Source organism: Myxococcales bacterium, assembly GCA_016720545.1.
In the GTDB taxonomy this organism is placed as follows: Bacteria; Myxococcota_A; Polyangia; order Polyangiales; family Polyangiaceae; genus JAAFHV01.
On the sequence record JADKKK010000016.1, the window covers coordinates 1 to 18613 of the forward strand.

The window sequence follows — 18613 nt, forward strand, 5'->3', positions numbered from 1 at the left end:
CCTCCTCGACCCCCGAGTCGCAGCCAGCTCTTCGAGCGCCCCGCGCCGAATCTCCGGGAGACCTCGCGTTCTTGCGCTGGATCTACAGGGATTTGGCCAGCAAAGAGGGCGGGCTGCCCGAGCTCTTCAGCCCCCAGGCCGCCGGGAGGTGGCGTTGCGTGGGGATTGAGCCGTCGCGGGGCTGATTTCGTTTTTTGGCGCCACCGCGACGCCGGACAGCTGGGGCCACCTGGAGCTTTGCCTGCACGAGACCTTCGATGGGGAGCTCATGGGGGACCTCTACCAAGAGCCTGATCCTGTGGTGAAGGACCGGTTCGCGTTTGTGCCAGACACCCGACTTCGTGCGCGGGTTTATTTCTGGATAGGACGCTCACGCCCGCCAATGAGACCTTCGGGGCTGGGGTGGTGCGGGTGCCTGATCCGGCTTGTGGGTCGGGGCATTTCTGGATTGATGCTTTCAGCGGCTCGTCGCGGAGGAGAGGAGAAATAAATGGAGGCATTGAGGCACGGAGGAAGAAGAGAGTTTTTTGTTCGAGAGAGCGCGTCTCCCTCTCAACCCCCCAATCTCCTTCCCGCCTCCGTGCCTCCGGGTGCCCCCAGGTGGTGAAATCTCCCTCTCGTCCTCGTGCAGGGCTGCCTCGACCGCATCGTAGGCATCGACCTGAACGACTACGCGGGTGGCCTGGCCCGCGCGCGCCTCATCATGACGCTCGCCGCCGACCCCGCCGGTGCGACCACCCCCGCCGAGGCCGCGCAGTTCCATCCGGGCACGTGTATTGGGCCGACGGGCTGAAGGAGCAGATCGAGCGCGACGAGGTGAAACCATCGGTCCAGTTCGGCCTCTCTTCGGAGGGAGTCCCCGCCGAAGTTATAAACCCCTGGCGCCGCTCACGCGGTCGGACGTGGGCGCCGAGTTTGAAGAAGGCGTGTTCGCGAAGCGGTTCCATCAGCGGTCGTGGCGAACCTGCCGTACATCGTCGAAAGCGACGAGGCGAGGAAGGACTACCACCGCGAGAAGCCTTCCGGTGCGCTCCAGCGGTACGTGTCGGCCCATCGGATCAGATTCGCTGGGCTCGCCCTTCACCGAGCGTTGCTTCCAACTGGCGGAGAAAGACGGCTACTGCCGGCCTCTATCACGAGCAAATACTCATGAAGGAGAGCCCGGGTGCCGCTCATCGAGAAGATCTCCGCTGGAGTCGATCGCACGCTCGTGGTGGACACCTCGCAAGCGTACATCCCTTCCACGGCACGACCCACGGTGTTGATCTTCGGGCGGAACCGCAGGCCCACGAGCGACATGGTGCGCGCGGTCATGGGGAGCCGCGGAGAGGGGATCCCTGAGGACCCGGCCAAGGGGAAGGTGTGGGCGAGTATCGTCGATGGGTGGGACACGGTGAGGCCCGAGACCGAGTACGCGAGCGTGGCGTGATCCGCCCAGAGAGACGCCGGGGAAACATCCTTGGAGCCTCCGGCGGGGTGAAGCGGCGGAGTCGAAGGAACGTATCCTGCTGAAGCCGGACCCTCAAAGGCTCTCCGACGTGTCGTCAGACATTGGACGGAGCACGCAGACGGGGGGTCGATGAGGCGTTTTCTCCCGCCTGCGTCGCACGCGCGTCGCATATGCAGACCGCATGGTTGGGCATCCCTGGGTACGGGTGACGTCGTTCGAGACTGGAGGACGGACACGGTCGAAGCGCCGTCTTCCTTCCCTATGACGAGGACCTTGAGCCGCGTGACCCGAAGTTCTTCGAGCGCGCGCACTCTTGAACGTTACCGAAACCCGCCAAAGGCTCGCCTGACTACGGAGAGACAACAGAGCAACGGGGCAAGAAGTGGTTCGAGCACTCCATGTCCTTCGCGAACCGCTTCCGAACCCCCCTCCATCGCCTTCGCCAGTGGCGGAAACCCACATCCACTTCCTGCTCGACCGGAAGCGGCGGTGTTCAACAAACCGCGCCGGTCATGCGTTTCCGGCCGGAGCCACCGAGGAAGACCACCTCGCCCTCCTGGGCCTCCTGAACCCGTCCACCGCGTGCTTCTGGATGAAACAGGTGTTTCACTGCAAGGGTAGTCAGGCGTCAACGAGGGATGAAGAGCTCGTCGTGGGAGCAGTTCTCCAGCACGACCTACGAAGACGAAGCTCTTCCCGTCATAGGAGGCCGCGCGGGTCGTGCCTATACCGCGCTTCGACGCCTTGGCGCGCGCCCGGCTGAGGTGCGGTGAGCGCCGTCTTGCGAAACCCGCGAGCGGGAGTCTGCCTCAGCCCCGTGCCGGGCTCGACGCACGTCGCTCGCGACATGAGCTGACTTGATTACGGTCGCGCTCCAAGAAGATGCTCGACTGGCCGTATTCGCCTCGGCCTCGACGAGGCGAGCGACGTCGTACCACCCGATCAAGTCGAGCCGCTCTCTCCGACGTGGCTCCCGTGGTGTCTCGACTTTGCCGCACGCGACGCCGCGAATCGCGCCACGATCGCGCGAGGCGAGGAGTCCAGCGAGTCGCCCTCGGTGTGGTTCGAGCGGCACCGGTGGGAGCCCGCCACCGAAGCGCCCAAGACGCTCTCGGCCAGCACGCGCGCCCGCATCGAGGCTCGGCGCGCGTCGACGCGCGCTAACCCGGCGCCCGCTCATCGAGGCGGCGAACTTCAAGCGTCGCTGGTACAAACCCGACCTACGAGACCGAGGCGCGAGGCCTCGAGCCCTGGCTGGCCGACCAATTTTGGTGGTTTTTTTTTGGGGGGACCGTGGCGGTTGAAGGACCGCGGGCGACCGCTCACGCTCGAGCAGGCCTCGCGGCGCTGCAAGACGACGCGCGGGTGCTCGCGGTGTGCGAGGTGCTCACGGGACGACGGGACTTCAGCCTCACGCAGCTCGTGGCCGAGGCGCTCCAGGGCGACATGGTGCCCAATCACAGGTTCCACGTCTACAAGCCCGCGGGCCTCGTGAAGCGTGAGGCGGGAGCGGCATCGGACGACCAGCGCCGCGAGGACGCGGGAGAAGGTGACTCTCGAGGTGCCGCCCGCGTACGGGAGTGGGGACTTCGTGCGCACCGAATATTGGCAACTCCGCGGCAAGCTCGACGTGCCCAAGGAGCGCTTCGTCGCGTTCACCGAGGTGCCCGGCCGCTCAGGGCCGGACGCTCACGGGTGGGCGGGTGGACGCCGCTTCAGCGGGTGAAGGCGATGCTCGCGATGGACGAGGAGCTCGAGGACGCGGGGGTCTCGCTGGCGGACCGCGCGGGGCTCTTGGACAGCGCGTGGCGCCTCTTGCCGGACGTGGCGCGGCAGGACGCGGCGGCGGCGACGCGGCTCCGCGCGGAGCTCTCGGCGTTGGTGGGCCCCGGGGGCCCGAGCCGCGAGGTGCTGGAGGCGTGGAGGGCGCGGTTCCCGGCGCCGGGGCGCGGGAAGGGGGCGAAGGTCAAGAAGGCCACGAAGGCGACCGAGGGCGACGATGAGTGAGAATTCACCACGGAGGCACGGAGACACGGAGCCGAGAGGGAGGGAGGCTTTGTTCGAGAGGGGTCGCGGGTCACGCGCGTCTCGAACCCCAAATCTCCTTCTCGCCTCGTGCCTCCGTGCCTCCGTGGTGAGCTCTCAGAGGACGCCGATGGAAAGCCGAGCGCCCCGTGGCACCGGGATCGCACCTTTGTTACCCCGAGAGATGGCGGCACCCAAGGAGAAGCTCACGGTCACCGTGGATCCGGAGCTCGTGAAGGCTGGCAACGAGGCGGTAGCGGCGGGGCGTGCGGCCTCGCTGAGCAGCTGGGTCAACCTTGCCCTCGAGGAGCGCGCCGCCAAAGAGCGCAGGCTGCAAGCCATGGCGGACGCCATCGCGGCCTATGAGGCGGTGCACGGTGAGATCTCGCCACGCGAGCTCGTCGCCCAGGCGCGCGCCGACCGTCAGGCCGCGATCGTCGTTCGAGGCCAAATTCTTACGGTCTGACACGCACGAGGGAGAATTCACCACGGAGACACGGAGACACGGAGGGGAGAGCGAGAGAGTTTTTTGTTCGAGAGCGCTGCCCCGTCGTTCGCGTCGACCCCTCGAACCCCAAATCTCCTTCTCGCCTCCGTGCCTCCGTGCCTCCGTGGTGAATCTCTCCGAGGAGGGCGACGATGTGCTCACCAACCGCAGCTCTCCGTGCAGCCGAGCTGGTACTTCTGAGGAACGCGATGAAATTGACCAAGGGCGACCTCCTGCGAGCGGACACCGAAGCGATCGTCAACGCGGTCAACTGTGTGGGCGCCATGGGGCGGGGTATCGCTGCGCAGTTCAAGCAAGCGTACCCCGAGAACTTCAAGGCCTACGAGACGGCCTGCAAGCGGAAGGAGGTCGTGCCATGCAAGAAGTTCATCTTCGAGACCGGGCAGCTCACGAACCCGGCGCTTCATCGTGAACTTCCCGACGAAGCGGCACTGGCGCGGCGACAGCCGAATCGAAGACATCGAGGCGGGGCTCGTCGCCCTCGTCGCGGAGGTGAAGGGGCGTGGCATCCGGTCCATCGCGATCCCCCCGCTCGGGTGCGGTCTCGGCGGTCTCGCCTGGACGGACGTGCGTCCCCTGATCGAGCAAGCGTTCGCAGGGGTGCGCGACGTTCGCGCGCTCGTGTTCGAGCCCAACGACGCCGGGCCCTCCGACAAGCCGGCCAAATCGCTGGCAGGAGGAGAGGCATGACCACCACCCAGCCTTCGAGCTCCCCGGCGCTTAGGGCGACCTCCCAGGGCTCGGTGAACCACCGGACCTACGTGCGGGCGTCGAGCACGTTCATGTGCGATCGCCTGCCGTGGCTTCCCACCCCACATCGACCGCCGCGAGCACGTCGTCCTCGGGGAGCAAGGTCCCCATGCTGGATATCCTTCGAATCCGAGCAGTACCGCTCCTTCCTCTCGCCAGCCTCGCGTCCCGCTGGGGCGCAAGCTCACGCCGCTCTACGGCTACAACAACGTCGGCAAGAGCGCTCTGTTGCGTGGGCTCGTGCTGATGGCGGCATCGTGCAATCTCCGCTCGGCGACGGAGGGTGAACCGCCGGCGCTCGTGGACGCGGCTGCTCGCGGCGCTCGCTTCCAAGACTTGGTCTCGCGCACGGCGGCCGCGAACGGATGCGCGTCGGGCTCGCCTGGGCGGACGCCGACGTCCAATTCACCCTCCTCGACGTGTTCAAGGCAAGCGACGCCGTAGGCACGCCGATCGTCGAGAAGATCGTAAGCGAAGCGCCCGGCCTCGACGCCGAATGGCAGCCGAACGAGGCGCTCGCGCCGACCTACGACGGCCAGAAGGGCCCGGAAGACATTCGATTCACCGGGCTCTCCCTTCGGAGGGAGCGTCGTATGCGGGCCTGCGCGCGGCTCCGAGGCTTTCGGGACCTCGGTCCGATGGCTTCCGACCCGTGGAGCGCCGAAGCCGCGATACGTGGCGGATGGCACGCAGTATGCGCCGGAGAGCCGGATTCCCCATCTGGAGCGCCTCGGACAGGACCACGAAGTGTACAAGGACGTCCAGAGCGCCTCGACCGCATCGCGGGTGTCGAGCTGATGACGGCTCGCGATGCGCAAGGTGCCTACGCGGAAATCGCGCCCAGGGGACTTCCCGGGCGAAGCGTGCCGCTCTCGTCGGTTGGCGAGGGGATTGTTCAGGTCCTGCCCGTGGTCACGCTCGCTGCCATGCGCGTCGCGGTCAGCCAGGCAAGGCGCCGGTCGTGGCGATCGAGCAGCCCGAGTTGCACCTTCATCCTGCCGCGGAGCCTCGCCCTCGTCGACGTTCTCCTCGAGGCTTCGCGAAGGAGATGCGCGATTCGTCCGGGAGACCCACTCGGAGACATTGTTCTTGGGGCTCCGGCTCGCCGTCGCCCAGAGGAAGCCTGCTCCGGTGGACGTGAGCGTGTGCTTGGCGGAGAGCGACGCGGGGCTCTCGACGGTGCGAGAGATCTCCTGCGCCTGGATGGCTCGCGCCAGGGCTGGCCGCCTGGGGTCTTCTCGGAGCACCTCGCGCAGGCCCGGAAGATCCTGGAGGCTCGGGAGGGCCTGCGAAAGATGAGGATCGTGGTCGACGGGTCTGTCTTCGAGTCCGAGCCCGCCTGGTGTCTTCCCCTGTTGTGGTTCCGCGCGTCCACCGGCACCGCGTCTTGATCGGATCGAGCGCACAGCCGGCCTTTCGCAAGTGGAGGGAGGCGCTCGCGCCTGAATCCCACGTTGCCGCAGTGGACCACGCCGTCGAATGGTCCATGTTGGAGGAGGCGAGCAATCGCGCGTTCCGGCGTGACGGTCAGCACGGAGCCTACGGGCGGCCGAGCCATCTCACCGATCGCGGCGTGGAACCTTCTGCAGCGTCCCTATCGCTTACTCTCGAGGACGGAGTGAACGACCGAGAGTTCTTGCTGCGAACGTGTCCCAAGCCGGAGCGCGACTTCCTGCGGGAGCGTATGGCGAAGGAGTGGCTGGAGCCCGACCACGGGGGCGGCATCTCGAGCATGCCGCGGCGGGTGGAAGACCTCTTCCTCCGGGGCGAACCGCTGCTCGCGTCGTGCCTCTTCGATAGCGACGCGGGGGCCTCCGCGTCGCCCAGCAAGGCGTCAAGGAAGCTCGAGGAAGTCTGTAGGGATGCAGGGATGCACTGTCACCAGCTTGCCTCGCCGTGCGATCGAAAACCACCTCCCTCGCTCGGTGCTCGAGGGGTGGGCTGGCATGGGGCAGAACCGCACGATCCGAAGGGAGCGGAGGGCCAGCGTCCAGGCGCTCTACACATTGAGCGTCACCCAGCGGCATCACGAGAACTTGAAGGAGGCGCTGGGTGACGCGAAGGTTGGCCACCTTTCGGTGACGACACGGCTATGAACGACGCCGACCTCCAGCGTGAGGGAGGGCCTGCCGAGCTGCTGCCTTCGTTCGCGACCTCGTGGAGCGGGTACGGTGACGGTGAAAGAACGCCATGGACAACGGAAGCTAGCTTCCTCGATGACCCCACCGTCGTCTTCATGACGTCGCTGCTCGCCGACGTGCGGCGCGGAGCGATTCAGCTGCCGCGGTTCCAGCGCCGCAGCGTGGTCGGTCGAGCAGAGACTGAACCTGCTCGACAGCGTGTATCGAGGCATTCCCATTGGAGCGATCATGCTCTGGCGAACGAGCGCTCGTGTCGCCTCCCGCGGAGGATCGGGCCCCACGTCGTGCAAAGCGGGTCGGAGGCAGGACCGCACCAATACATCCTCGACGGGGGCCAGCGCATCGCGACCCTCCTCGGCGCGCTGTACGCTGAGCCCCGGCGTCGCCCGGCGTTGTCGAGGACCGGTCGATCCCGACGACACTTTCGAGTTCTACTATGACCTCAAGGAACAGTGCTTCGTCACGCGCGGACCGGAAGAGCTGGCGCCCGATCGGATTGGCTGCCGCTTCCGGAGGCCCTGCAGACGGTCACGCTGCCTCCGATTTCAGCGGAAGCTGCAGGGTCCGACGCCGACGAGTGGTGATGCGCGCCGACACCGTCGCGACGCGGTTCCGTGCCTACAAGGTCCCGATCATCTTGCTGGGCTCGGATGACATCGAGCTGGCCACGACCACCTTCAAACGGGTGAACAGCACGGGCACCCCGATGAGCGACATGGACATGGTCGCCGCGCTCACGTGGAGCCCGACGTTCGACCTGGAGTTGCTGCTCGCGGCGCAGCGGGAACTGGTCCTGGTCGAGGCGGGCTGGGAGTCGCTGGAGGACGAGACATGGCTCCGCTGCATCAAGGCCACGCTCGGGCTCGACCTCTACGCCCGCGCGGACGAGGCACGGATCGCGCTCCAGGGACGCAGCCGCCGTTCAAGGAGCGCGGAGAGCCTCGGAAGCGTCTCCGCATTTTCTGCGCGAGACGTGCCACGTGGAGCGACCTGCGCTCGTACCTTACGCCCACCAGATCCCGCTGCTCGTGCAGCTGTTCTCCGTGCACCCGAAGCCGACCCCGGAGATGCAGACGAAGATCGCGGCTTGGTTTTGGCTAACGACTCACGCGGGACTCTTCGCCGGCATCAGCGGTTACGGGCTGTCTCGGGCGCAGTCCGACCTCGAGCGGCTCGCGCGAGAGGGAATCCTTCTCTGGCCCGGGCGTCGTCCGTTCAAGCGGGAGCCGCTCCCGAGGAGGTTCGATCTCCGGCACGCGCGAGCGCGCGCGCTGTCGGTCCAGCTCGCGAGCCGCCACAAGGAGGGCCCGCTCGACCTGGCGAGGTTCGGGGCGGACGCGATGGTACAGCTCGTCACGAGGGGGCCCGACAAAGAGAGCCCGGGAAACCGATTCTTCTTCCCCGGGGGCGGCCGAGGGGCGCGCATCGAGCTCGCTGAGATGCTCCCATCATCGTCGGAGCGCCTCCACCATTTGGTCTCCGACGCCGCTTGGCAGGCCTATCAAGACAAGGACATGGAGACCTTCGTGCGCCTCCGCACCGCAGACTTGAACGCGATGGAGGAGGAGCTTGTCAGGCTTGGGCTGGTCGAGCCTCGACGCCGCGCGATGACTCCCGCGAGCTCCCCGTGCTTCCGTGAGCGCGGTCCGCACGGCTCCCTTGCCTCTGGCTGCAGCGGCGGCCCGCGGAGCCGAGACCGTCCCAGACCGAGCTAACAGACCACGCATGGCGTCCAGCACGATCACGCGAGGTCGCCTGGCGCTTCCCACGCGATGTCGACCGGCGCGAGCAGGTCCTCCTCGTGGAGCAGGCTGCCTCGGAGCGAGGAGCTCGGCTCGCGCGGGAGGGGAACCACACGGGCCACTGGACGACCGCGCTTGGTGATCACGAAGGAGCGACGGTTTGCCTTCGCCTTCATGGCCATGAAGGTATCGCTCGTGACCAATATCGTGCAACCCGGCCACGACCGGCATCGAGAGTCCTCCCACGGAGGCACGGAGACACGGAGCCGAGAGGGAGCGAGCCTTCGCGAACGCCCGCGCGTTCCGGGCACTCGAACCCAAAATCTCCCTCTCCTCCGTGCCTCCGTGTCTCCGTGGTGAACTCTCTTCTTCAAGGTAACGAGCCCATGACCAGCATCACCGACGCGTTCGATCTTCCGCGCCCCGAGGACATCCGGGCGATGGGCTTCGTCGTCAAGCTGCGCGAGTCCGACCCCGGCTCGGACGAGGTCAAGCAGCTCGTAGACGACTACGTCATCACGCCCGCCGTCGAGAAGGAGCTGCCCCGCATCCTCGACGACATGAAGCAGGTCTTCGACCGCGGCGAGGAGTACGGGCGCTTCATCCACGGCAGCTTCGGAAGCGGCAAGTCGCACTTCATGACCATGCTCTCGCTGCTGCTCGAGGGCACCCAGCCGGCCTGGAAGAAGTTCCGCCCGCTGCTCAACGCACACAAGGATTCGCAGGCCAGCAAGGGTCGCGATTCGGCGGACCACGAGGCCTGGCTCGCGAAGGCCGGACTACTCGTCGTGCGCATTCACATGCTCTCCGTTCGCGGCAAGAGCACGGGCTTCGATCGCGCCGTCTACGAGGGCTTCAACGCCGCGCTCAAGCGGCGCAGCAAGGCGCCCTTCGAGTTCCTCAACGTCGATGCGATCTTCGAGGAGGTCCGGCGCGAGGCGAAGGAGTACGGCGACATCGTCTGGAAGCGGCTCGAGGCGGAGAGCATCGTCGGCGGCCGCGAGGACTTCGAGGCCATCGCCAGCGGCTCGACGCAGGCGCGCGAGCGCTTCGCGCGCACCTGGCTCAAGTACAAGGGGCGTGACGCGGCCGATGCGGGCATCGACCCGCGGTGGAGCGACGGCCTCTCGCGCATGGCCGAGCACGCCAAGGCCCAGGGCTTTGGCGGCATCGTCCTGATGATCGACGAGTTCCTGCTCTGGCTGGCCGAGAAGTCAGGCCAGGAGTTCGTTCAGGAGATCAACAACCTCAACGTCATCGTCGACCACAACACCGGCCAGCGTCCCGCGCCGATCTTCGTCTTCGTCGCGCGCCAGCGGAACCTGCAGGAGTTCTTCCCGGACCTCGTCGACGAGAGCAAGATCCACGAGCACCTCGACCACCACGCCAAGCGCTTCGAGGTGACGAAGCTCCAGGACGTCGAGCTGCGCCACATCGTCCGCGGCCGCGTGCTGCGCCCGAAGAACGTTAGCGCGGTACAGGCAGCGGTCAGCTCGCTGGCCGAGCGACACCAGAAGGTGCTGCCGGCCCTGCTTGCCGGCGCCGACATCGAGTACCTGCGCGACGTCTACCCGTTCCACCCGGCGCTCATCGAGATGCTGGTGGACGTGACGTCGCTGATGCAGCGCGAGCGCTCCGCGCTGCGCCTCCTCTACGAGCTGCTCGTCATCCACTACCCGAAGCTTCCGCTCGGCGAGTTCCTGCCGGTGGGCTCTGCCTTCGCCGCCATCTTCCCGGAGTCGGGGGTCGAGGCGAGCAAGAAGGTGGACCTGATGCAGGACATCCACCACCAGTACTACTCACGTCTTGCTCCAGCGATGCTGAAGATGGGCGAGGAGCCCGGCTCGGAGTTCAACGAAGAGCGTCGTCGCGCCCTCGACCAGCTCGTGAAGACCGTGCTTCTTGCCGAGGTCTCGCCGCGCCTGAAGCAGGGCGGGCTGACCATCGAGCGCCTCGTGCAGCTCAACGCCGTCGACGTGGAGGGCGAGACGTTCCGTGGCCAGGTGCGTGTCGCCGAGACGGATCTGCTCGCGCTCTCGCAGCGCGTGCCCGATCTCCAAGTCGCGGGACAGGGCAAGACCGCGCTCGTGCGCTTCGTGCTCGGGCGCGTGAGCCTCGGCGAGGTGCTCGGGCGCGCGCGCTCGAAGGTCGACAACCCGGCACAGCGGTTCAAGGTCTTCTGGGGGGCGCTGAAGCAGGGACTCGCGCTCGACGGCGTCAAGGGCTTCGAGGACGGCGGCACCAACGAGGGCGATTGGGACCTCACCTGGCGACGCACCAGGCGGCGCGGTCGCATCAAGCTCGGGAACGTCCGCGAGATGTCGTACGACGACTTCACGCCTCCCGAGGGCGCGTTCAAGGTGCTCGTCGACTACCCGTGGGACGAGCCCGGACACACCGTCGACGAGGATCGCCTTCGCGCGACGAACGTGCGCAAGAAGCAGGGGCTCCTGCACACCGTGTGCTGGCTGCCGCGGCACATGAGCCCGACCGAGCTCGGCGTGCTCACCGAGCTTGCCGCCGTCCGCTATCTTCTCTCGGACGCTGGCCAAGAGGACCTGCTCGAGACGCTCGGCACGCAGGACCGGAGCCAGATCCTCGATCAGGCGGGCATCCGGCAGAAGACCCTCGAGGGCCAGCTCGAGGACCTGCTCAAGGAGGTCTACGTCCGTCACGGCGAATTCTTCGCTCTCATCTCCGACGTCGACAGCAGCAGGCCGCGCGAAACGCTGGCCGAGAACCTCGAGCACATCGCGGCGCTCCTCATGGATCGCCGGTACCCGCAGCATCCGACCTTCCTCGCCGATCCGAAGAAGCAGGATCTCGAAGCGCTGCTCGATTGGATGGTGCAAGCCGGAGAAACCAACGTCTCGGTGGCCTACGACGAGTCGGTGGGCAAGGTGCTCAAGACTCTCGGGCAGCCCCTCGAGCTCGTGAACCTCGGTCAGACCAAGGCATCGCTGCGTCTCGACTCCCGGTACATCAAGGACGTCCTGCAGCGCACCGACCAGGATTCCGTCGCGTGGACACCGATCGCTGACCACCTGCGAGAGACCTACGGCTTTCAGCCGCTGGTCGTCGACCTCTTCCTCTGCTTCCTCTGCCAGCGCGACCACCGGGCTCTGCAGGAGATCGACGGGGAGACCGTCGAGGTTCGCATCGGGATGCCCGCAGACGACGCGGGTGCGGCTGCAACGCGGCAAGCTCGTGAGCGCCGCCGACTGGCATCGCCTGCGTGACCTCGGCAACCAGCTCTTCGAGGAGCCGCGCCCGGCTGCGCATCGCTCGCTCCAGGGCCAAGATCGCTTCGCGGCCGCTCTCAGGAGCGGGCAGGCGAAGCGCACGGTGCTTCAGGGCCTCCATTCCCGGCTGGTACATCTCGGCGTCGAACAGGGCGACCGGCTCAAGGAACTGTCCACCGCGAACACGCGGCTTGGTGCCATGGCTCAGGCGACGACCGACAGCCACAAGGTGCTGGCGGAGCTGCTCGCAGCCTGGCCCGATGACAACTCGGACGCGATTCGCTCGATCGTTCAGCAGGCGGAGACGATCCGAGACGCGCTGGGTGAGCTCAACGAGCACGCGCGCGCCAACCTCAAGGCGGGCGTCCAGCACGTGGCCATCGGCACCGAGGTCCGCGGGCACTTGAGTGCGCTCGAGGGGCGCATGGCCGCGGCGCAGGCCGAGCAGCCGCTGACCAAGGACTGGATCTCGACCTGGAACAAGAAGGCGCAGGAGTTGATCAAGCGGCTCATCGAACAGCCGCAGCCGCCCGCCGACACCTCCGCAGCCGCCCCAGGCCGATCGCAGCCCCGCCGAGCGCCCCGCCCACGTGGCTCCTGCTCAAGGTCCGCGTGGATCCGAACGATGCCGATGCCATTTCGAGCTTTCTCGCGCAGGCCCGAAAGGCGCTCTCCGAGCAGGGCACGAAGAGCATCAACGTCGTCCTGACGCGCGAGGAGGACTCTGAGTGAGCGCAGCTCAGCTACTCCTGCGTCGCCTCCTGGATCAGGCAGGCGGAGCCACCGAGACGGGCTACCTGCTCGTCATCGACGGGGAGGGGCTCGAGAATCTCCCGGACCAGATGCCGACACCGAAGGGCTCGTATGGCGTGCATCGAATCGCGACCGAGCTCGGGCTGCGGCACCTTCTGTGGAAGGCCAAGGGGGCTCCGCTCATCGCCGTGATGCCCGAGGACGTTGCGCGTCGCATCCAGAAGGCCCCCGACCTCCTTCGCCGCGCACGCAACCAGCGCGTGCACGCGCTGTCGGTGAACGACGTGCTCGAGGTGGTTCTCGGCGTGCGTGTGGTCGGCGCCGACGCACCGTACATGCAGCAGCTCGCGCTCGAGAACGTCGACCGACTCGGGGTGGCGATGAGCCATCGCACCCTGCCGACGGTCGTCGACCGCAAGCTGCTGACCGAGTTGCTTGTCGACGTCAGCGTCGGCGAGCAGGTGCGGACGCGGAGTCCAGCTCAACTCCTCGCGGCGTGGGTGGCGGAGCCCCCACGCTGGTCGCCGAACATCAGCCAGCTCGTGCGCGACGCGATGCCCACGCTCCACGGCGACGAGGGTCGCCTGCTTTCCTGGGCTCTCGCCGAACCGGAGGTCCGGCTTCGCGAGCTCGTCGTGTACGGTGCGGTGCTGACGGTCGAAGCGCCCGAAGTGCCGAAGCAGGCGTGGGGCTCGCTGTGGAAGGCGGCGGCGGAGCCACCCATCGAAATGGATCGGAGGATCCTCAGACGAACGGTCGCGCGACTCGCGGAGGAGACGCTCACTGCGCTCGGTGACGGCGCCGCCACGTTGCTCTCAGGGGCAGACCGCATTGGTCGGGAGTGCCTCACCCCGATGCAGCTCCAAACGAGCCGGGTCCTCCCGCTGGCGTTCTCGGACCGGTGCCACTCGCTTTCGCAGCAGGCCGCTGCAGGCAAGGCGATCAGCGCTGCGGACATCGCGTGGTTGGCCGGGCATCGTGCCGCTCGGATGCACCGAGCCGATCTGGCGGTGCTCGAGGCCATGGCGCGCATCTCGCGCTATCTCGATCAGCCCTTCAGTCCGAAGACCGAGTTGCTCGATCAGGTGCGGGACTACCAACGCGGAGGCGCGTTCGCCGATCTCGCGATGCTGCAACTTCGCCGGGCGCTCGCGAGCAGCGTCCACTACCACGCCGAGGCCAACAAGGTCATCGCGGCGTGCCGCGAGCGGCGTGACCGCGAGAACCGGCACTTCGCTGAGGGCCTCGCCGGTGGCTACGAGGCTGCGCTTCACAGAGAAGGCCTCACTCCGCTCCATCGCTTGTGGAAGCGGACGGTCGCACCGGTCTGGCAGAGCGAGCCGAACGCGCGGCTCTTTCTCATCGTGCTCGATGGCTGCAACTACCCCGTGTTTCTGGAGCTGCTCCATGCGCTCTCGCAGGACAACACGTTCCCGCTGGGCATGAAGCCCGACGTCGACGGACGGGTCGCCGGTCTGCCCGCGCTATCGCCGCTGCCCACGGTCACGAGTCATGCACGCGGCGCCATCTTCCTGGGCGAGTTGCCCAACGATCCTCTCGTGGCCGAGACGGTGTTCCGGGATCAGGACGAAGCGAAGACGGACAAGGCGCGCTTCAACCAGAATGCGGCGCTCGGCACCCGAACCCGTCGCCTCTTCCTGAAGGCCGACCTCGCGGATGGCGGACAGGGCCTGCTCGCCGCGCTCGAGGACGAGTCGCTCTCCGTGGTCGGGACCGTCTTCAACGCGGTGGATGACCAGATTGGTTCCTCGAACACAGGCGCGACCGTTCGCCTCAACCCGGAAGACATCACCGCGTTCAAGCCTTCGCTGCGCGTGGCCCTGAAGGCAGGTCGCAAGGTCCTCGTCACCGCCGACCACGGCCACAGCCCGTACATCGACAAGAGCCTCCGGGCCGGCAACGGGAAGGCGCCCCGCTATCTCGCGCTGGGCAAGCACGACGCGGTTCCCGAGGGGTTCATCGAGATCGATCTGCCCGGGCCTCGGCGGCCCGCCCGAGCGCCGCGCGTTCGCGTGGCGGAGCGGTGCTTACCTCGGAGGCCCGCAGGTCGGCTTCCACGGCGGCTGCGCGCTCGAGGAGGTGGTCGTGCCGCTCGCGTGGATCGAGCAGGGCGGCCTTCATGCTGACGAGCCCACATGGTGGTACGGGCGGGGGACGCTCGCGGAGGCAAGTGTGGAGCTTCGCCCGGTCGCGCCGCCGATCGTCACGCCTCTGCCCTCGGACGAGCCCGCCGAAGGAAGGCGCAGCCTGGCTCTTCAATCCGCCGATCAGGCGGGCTCGTTGCCGCTTCCGGCGTCGCTGCTCGATCGGCTCAGCATCGACGAGAAGTCGATTCTCGTCCTCTTGCGTGAGAACGGCTCGGCGCGATCGAGCGAGCTTGCAGAGCGCTTGAATAAGAACCCCGGTCGTCTCAATGGCCTCATGCGCGGGCTGCGACGGACCCTGCACGCCGAGGGTCATCTTCTCTTCACCGACGAGGTTCTCCCGAGCGGTGAGACGATGTACCGCTACCAGGCGAAGCCCAATACGAATGAAGGAGCGCGCTGATGGCCGTTGTCTCTGAGTCACCGGCGATCGTAAACGCCCTTCGAAGCGGGCTCGTGCCGAATCAAGGCCTCGAGCACTTCGCGACGGGTCTCGATACGCTCGTCTCCGCGGTGAACGAGGAGCTCGACTTCGTCTCCGGCGGCAAAGGGCTCTCGAAGTGGATCCGCGGGGAGTACGGAACCGGCAAGACCTTCGCCGCGCGTTACCTCTGCGCCAGGGCACGTGAGCGAAAGTTCGCGACCTCCGAAGTTCAGATCTCGATCAACGACACGCCGCTCCATCATCTCGAAGCCGTCTACCGACGCCTCATCGAACGCCTGGAAACCGCGGCCGACGGGCCGAACGCATTCCAGGCGATCGTCGAGGGGTGGCTGTACCAGGTGGGCGACGAGGTCACCCGCCTGCGCGGGATCTCCGAGGACGACCCGGGCTTCGCAGACGCGACGGAGCAGCGTCTCGAGGACAAGCTCGCCGACCTCTCGAAGCGCAATCCCGCCTACGCGCAGGTGCTGCGGGCCTATCACCGGGCGACCCACGAAGGCGACTTCGCCACCGCCCAGGGCCTGCTCGCATGGCTAGCCGGGCAGCCCCACACCGACCGCTCCGTCCTCAAGGCCGCAGGCACCAAGGGCAAGGTTGACGGTCAGGCGTCGCTCACGTTTCTCGCGGGGCTTCTCCAGCTGCTGCGACAGTCGGGATACGGCGGCCTGGTCGTCGTGCTCGACGAGGTCGAGACGGTCCAGCGCATGAACGCGCAGACTCGCGAGAAGTCACTGAACGCGCTGCGCCAGCTGATGGACATGCTCGCGAAGGAGGAGCTGCCCGGCCTGTACCTAGTCGTCACCGGCACGCGCGACTTCTTCGAGGGCTACAAGGGCCTGAAGGCGCTGGCTCCGCTCTACCAACGCGTGCAGGTGAACTTCGGAGAAGACGGCCGCTTCGACAACCTGCGAGCTCCGCAGGTGCGACTCCTTCCGTTCACCGACGAGCGGCTCCTCACGGTGGGGACGCGCATCCGGGACCTCTACCCTGCGAAGAACCCCGACAGGCGTCGCAGCGCGTCGACGATCGGTTCCTTCAGGCGCTCGTCGACCAGGTCACCCCGGGGCTTCGGCGGCAAGGTCGCGCTGGCGCCGCGCCTCTTCCTCCGCGAACTGGTCGACGTCCTCGACCGGGTCGACATCCACACCGACGACCCGCGGGCCTACCGACTCGCCTCGGACGACGGCAAGCTCCCGCCGAAGGAGCTGGCGGCCAAGCACGGGCAGCGCGCGAGGAGCCCGGGCACCGAGAGCCTGAGGAGCCGACGACGAGGGGAGCCGAACAAGCGTGCGACGGACGGATGGAGCTGGGGCGAACCGCGGACTCGACGCGCCTAGCATCCACCCCACCTCCAGCACGCGATCGTCCACGACCTGGGGTGGCGCTCCTCCGGCCTGTGCAGGAGCTGACGATCGACGCGATGCTCGACGGCTGCAACACCGTCGTCCTGGCGCCCACCGCGGGGGGAAGACGGAAGCCGCGATCTTTCCCGGTGCTCTCTCGCATCCTCACGGAGAGCCTCAAGCCCGTCTCGGTGCTGTACGTCTGCCCGATTCGTGCGCTGCTCAATAACCAGGAGGAGCGCCTTCAGTCGTACGCGCGGATGGTCGGCCTCGAGGTCTTCAAGTGGCACGGCGACGTCAGCGACTCTCGCAAGCAACGCTTCCGAGAAGCGCCCGCGCACATCCTGATGACTACGCCGGAGTCGCTCGAGGTCATGATGATCAGCGCTCGCACCGACGCGCGCGCGATCTTCGCGGGCCTCTCCGCCGTGGTCATCGACGAGGTCCATGCGTTCGCCGCCGACGACCGCGGCGCGCACCTCGTCAGCGCTCCTCGAGCGGCTGCGCCAGCTTCTGCGAGCGCGACATCCAGCGCATCGGCCTCTCCGCAACCGTCGGCAATCCGGACGAGATCGGCACGTGGCTGCAGGGCTCCAGCAAGCGACCGTTTCGCCTGGTCGACCCGCCGCGCCCGAAGGCCCAGCGCGCCTCGACATCGACCCTGTGGACGACATCACGCTGGCCGCCTCGGGCATCGCGCGAGCGCGCCGGGCAAGAAGAGCCTCGTCTTCGTCGAGAGCCGCTCGAGGGCCGAGAAGGTCGCGCACGCGCTCGGCGGCTCCGGCGTCGAGGTCTTCGTTCACCACAGTGCAGTGAGCCGCGCCGACCGCCGAATCGCCGAGGAGCAGTTCACCTCCGGCCAGAATACCGCCATCGTCTGCACCTCGACGATGGAGCTCGGCATCGACGTCGGCGACCTTGACCTCGTGCTTCAGGTGGACGCGCCTTCCTCGGTCGCCTCCATGCTCCAGCGCACCGGCCGCACCGGCCGGCGACCCGGCACCCGCTCCAACTGCACCTTCTTCTGCCTCACCCCGGAGTCGCTCCTCCAGGCGATCGCGCTGTCCGCCTCGCCGAGCCGGGCTGGGTCGAGGACGTCCGGCCCGCCTCGCAGGCGACGCACGTCCTCGCCCACCAGATGATGGCGCTGATCCTCCAGGAAGGCGGCATCTCCCGGCACCGCGCTGCTGCCGTGGATCGACGCCGCGTACCCGTTCTCGGCGGTCGGCCGAGCGGCGCTCCAAGCTCGTCGACACGATGGTCAGCGCGAGATCCTCTACGAGGCCGACGGCCTGCTCTCGCTCGGGCGCGCGGGCGAGAAGCTCTACGGGCGAAGAACTTCTTCGAGCTGTACGCGGTGTTCTCGGCGCCGCCGGTGCTGCGCGTGCACGCGGGCGGGAAGGTCGGGACACGTCCAGGCGAGCTTCGTCTCGATGCACGACGCAACGAAGGGCCCCTCTGCTTCCGCCTCGCCGGGCGCGCCTGGGAGGTCGGGCGATCGACTGGAGCCAAGGGCGTGCTCCTCCACGTGCCCCCCGCGGCGCAGCCGCGTCCCCAGCTGGCTGGGCCTCCCGGGACGCTCTCGATCACGCTCTGCCGGGCGATGATGGACGTCCTCCTCACGCGGACGAGCGAGACGGCTAGGCCGCGTGGCTCAGCGGCGTCACCAGCCGCGGGCTCCGTCGATGCTGCGCAGGAGTCTACGCTCGGACCTCCTCGCCAGGGCGACAGCGCCCCTCGAAGAGGGCTCCCCCGACAGCGTCCTGTGGCACACCTTCGCAGGAGCTGCCGTCAATCGCCTCCTCGCGGCCGGCCTCCGAGCGAGAGTCCGGCTAAGAACGCTGGGTGGCCAGGCAACCTCTCGCTGCGCTGCAAGGACCCCTCCCCCTGGCCCTCGCCGCTGAGGCGGTGCAAGCTCGCTCGGCCTCAACTGGGGACGACCGCGCCGGACGCCGCCCGCGGCATGGCCCGCGGCATGGTCAGCAAGTTCCAGCCCTGCCTGCCCGAAGCCGCCGAGGACCGGCTGCTCGCCGAGAGGCTCCTCGACCT

At 67.5% G+C, this 18613-nt stretch carries 14 protein-coding genes and 1 pseudogene; 14 read left to right on the forward strand and 1 reads right to left on the reverse strand.

What is annotated here, in order from left to right; translation table 11 throughout:
- Positions 1-625 precede the first annotated feature (625 nt).
- The 8 genes and pseudogenes from IPQ09_23485 (at position 626) to IPQ09_23520 (ending at position 8589) form a co-directional block, all read left to right on the forward strand.
- Positions 626-793 carry a hypothetical protein gene (locus tag IPQ09_23485; GenBank protein ID MBL0197136.1) on the forward strand — a complete coding sequence of 56 codons (168 nt, stop codon included), beginning with the start codon at positions 626-628 and terminating at the stop codon, positions 791-793.
- A 372-nt stretch (positions 794-1165) separates the two neighbouring features.
- On the forward strand, positions 1166-1429 hold the full coding sequence (locus IPQ09_23490; GenBank protein MBL0197137.1) for a hypothetical protein: 264 nt from the start codon (positions 1166-1168) through the stop codon (positions 1427-1429).
- A gap of 1570 nt (positions 1430-2999) precedes the next feature.
- Positions 3000-3176, forward strand: a complete 177-nt coding sequence (locus tag IPQ09_23495; GenBank protein MBL0197138.1) for a hypothetical protein — start codon at positions 3000-3002, stop codon at positions 3174-3176.
- The gene (locus tag IPQ09_23500; GenBank protein MBL0197139.1) at positions 3173-3457 is read left to right on the forward strand and encodes a hypothetical protein; all 285 of its coding nucleotides are present in this window, start codon (positions 3173-3175) and stop codon (positions 3455-3457) included. Before IPQ09_23495 ends, IPQ09_23500 begins: the two co-directional genes overlap by 4 nt.
- Positions 3458-3659: 202 nt before the next feature.
- Positions 3660-3941, forward strand: a complete 282-nt coding sequence (locus tag IPQ09_23505; GenBank protein MBL0197140.1) for a hypothetical protein — start codon at positions 3660-3662, stop codon at positions 3939-3941.
- Between the two features lie 230 nt (positions 3942-4171).
- Positions 4172-4673, forward strand: a pseudogene (locus IPQ09_23510) (macro domain-containing protein).
- A gap of 1946 nt (positions 4674-6619) precedes the next feature.
- Entirely contained in the window at positions 6620-6829 is a 210-nt protein-coding gene (locus IPQ09_23515; protein MBL0197141.1) for a hypothetical protein, read from the forward strand.
- Positions 6830-7854: 1025 nt separating this feature from the next.
- Positions 7855-8589: a hypothetical protein gene (locus IPQ09_23520; GenBank protein MBL0197142.1), complete on the forward strand. Its 735-nt coding sequence runs from the start codon at positions 7855-7857 to the stop codon at positions 8587-8589.
- A gap of 26 nt (positions 8590-8615) precedes the next feature.
- On the opposite strand, the gene IPQ09_23525 is transcribed toward IPQ09_23520, so the two are convergent.
- On the reverse strand, positions 8616-8792 hold the full coding sequence (locus tag IPQ09_23525; protein ID MBL0197143.1) for a hypothetical protein: 177 nt from the start codon (positions 8790-8792) through the stop codon (positions 8616-8618).
- Between the two features lie 210 nt (positions 8793-9002).
- Between IPQ09_23525 and IPQ09_23530 the strand changes: the two genes are divergently transcribed.
- The 6 genes from IPQ09_23530 to IPQ09_23555 are packed head-to-tail and all read left to right on the forward strand — an operon-like array spanning position 9003 to position 17706.
- Positions 9003-11855, forward strand: coding sequence for a hypothetical protein (locus IPQ09_23530; protein ID MBL0197144.1), 2853 nt, complete (start codon positions 9003-9005; stop codon positions 11853-11855).
- Positions 11824-12567: a hypothetical protein gene (locus IPQ09_23535; protein ID MBL0197145.1), complete on the forward strand. Its 744-nt coding sequence runs from the start codon at positions 11824-11826 to the stop codon at positions 12565-12567. The genes IPQ09_23530 and IPQ09_23535 overlap by 32 nt, the downstream gene beginning before the upstream one ends.
- A 19-nt stretch (positions 12568-12586) precedes the next feature.
- Positions 12587-14758, forward strand: a complete 2172-nt coding sequence (pglZ, locus tag IPQ09_23540) for a BREX-2 system phosphatase PglZ (protein ID MBL0197146.1) — start codon at positions 12587-12589, stop codon at positions 14756-14758.
- Positions 14718-15179 (forward strand): hypothetical protein, encoded by a 462-nt coding sequence (locus IPQ09_23545; GenBank protein MBL0197147.1) that lies wholly within the window; start codon positions 14718-14720, stop codon positions 15177-15179. Before pglZ ends, IPQ09_23545 begins: the two co-directional genes overlap by 41 nt.
- A complete protein-coding gene (brxD, locus tag IPQ09_23550; protein ID MBL0197148.1) occupies positions 15179-16558 on the forward strand; it encodes a BREX system ATP-binding protein BrxD in 1380 nt (459 codons plus the stop codon). Before IPQ09_23545 ends, brxD begins: the two co-directional genes overlap by 1 nt.
- Positions 16559-16599: 41 nt before the next feature.
- Entirely contained in the window at positions 16600-17706 is a 1107-nt protein-coding gene (locus IPQ09_23555) for a DEAD/DEAH box helicase (GenBank protein ID MBL0197149.1), read from the forward strand.
- The last annotated feature ends 907 nt before the right edge of the window (positions 17707-18613 follow it).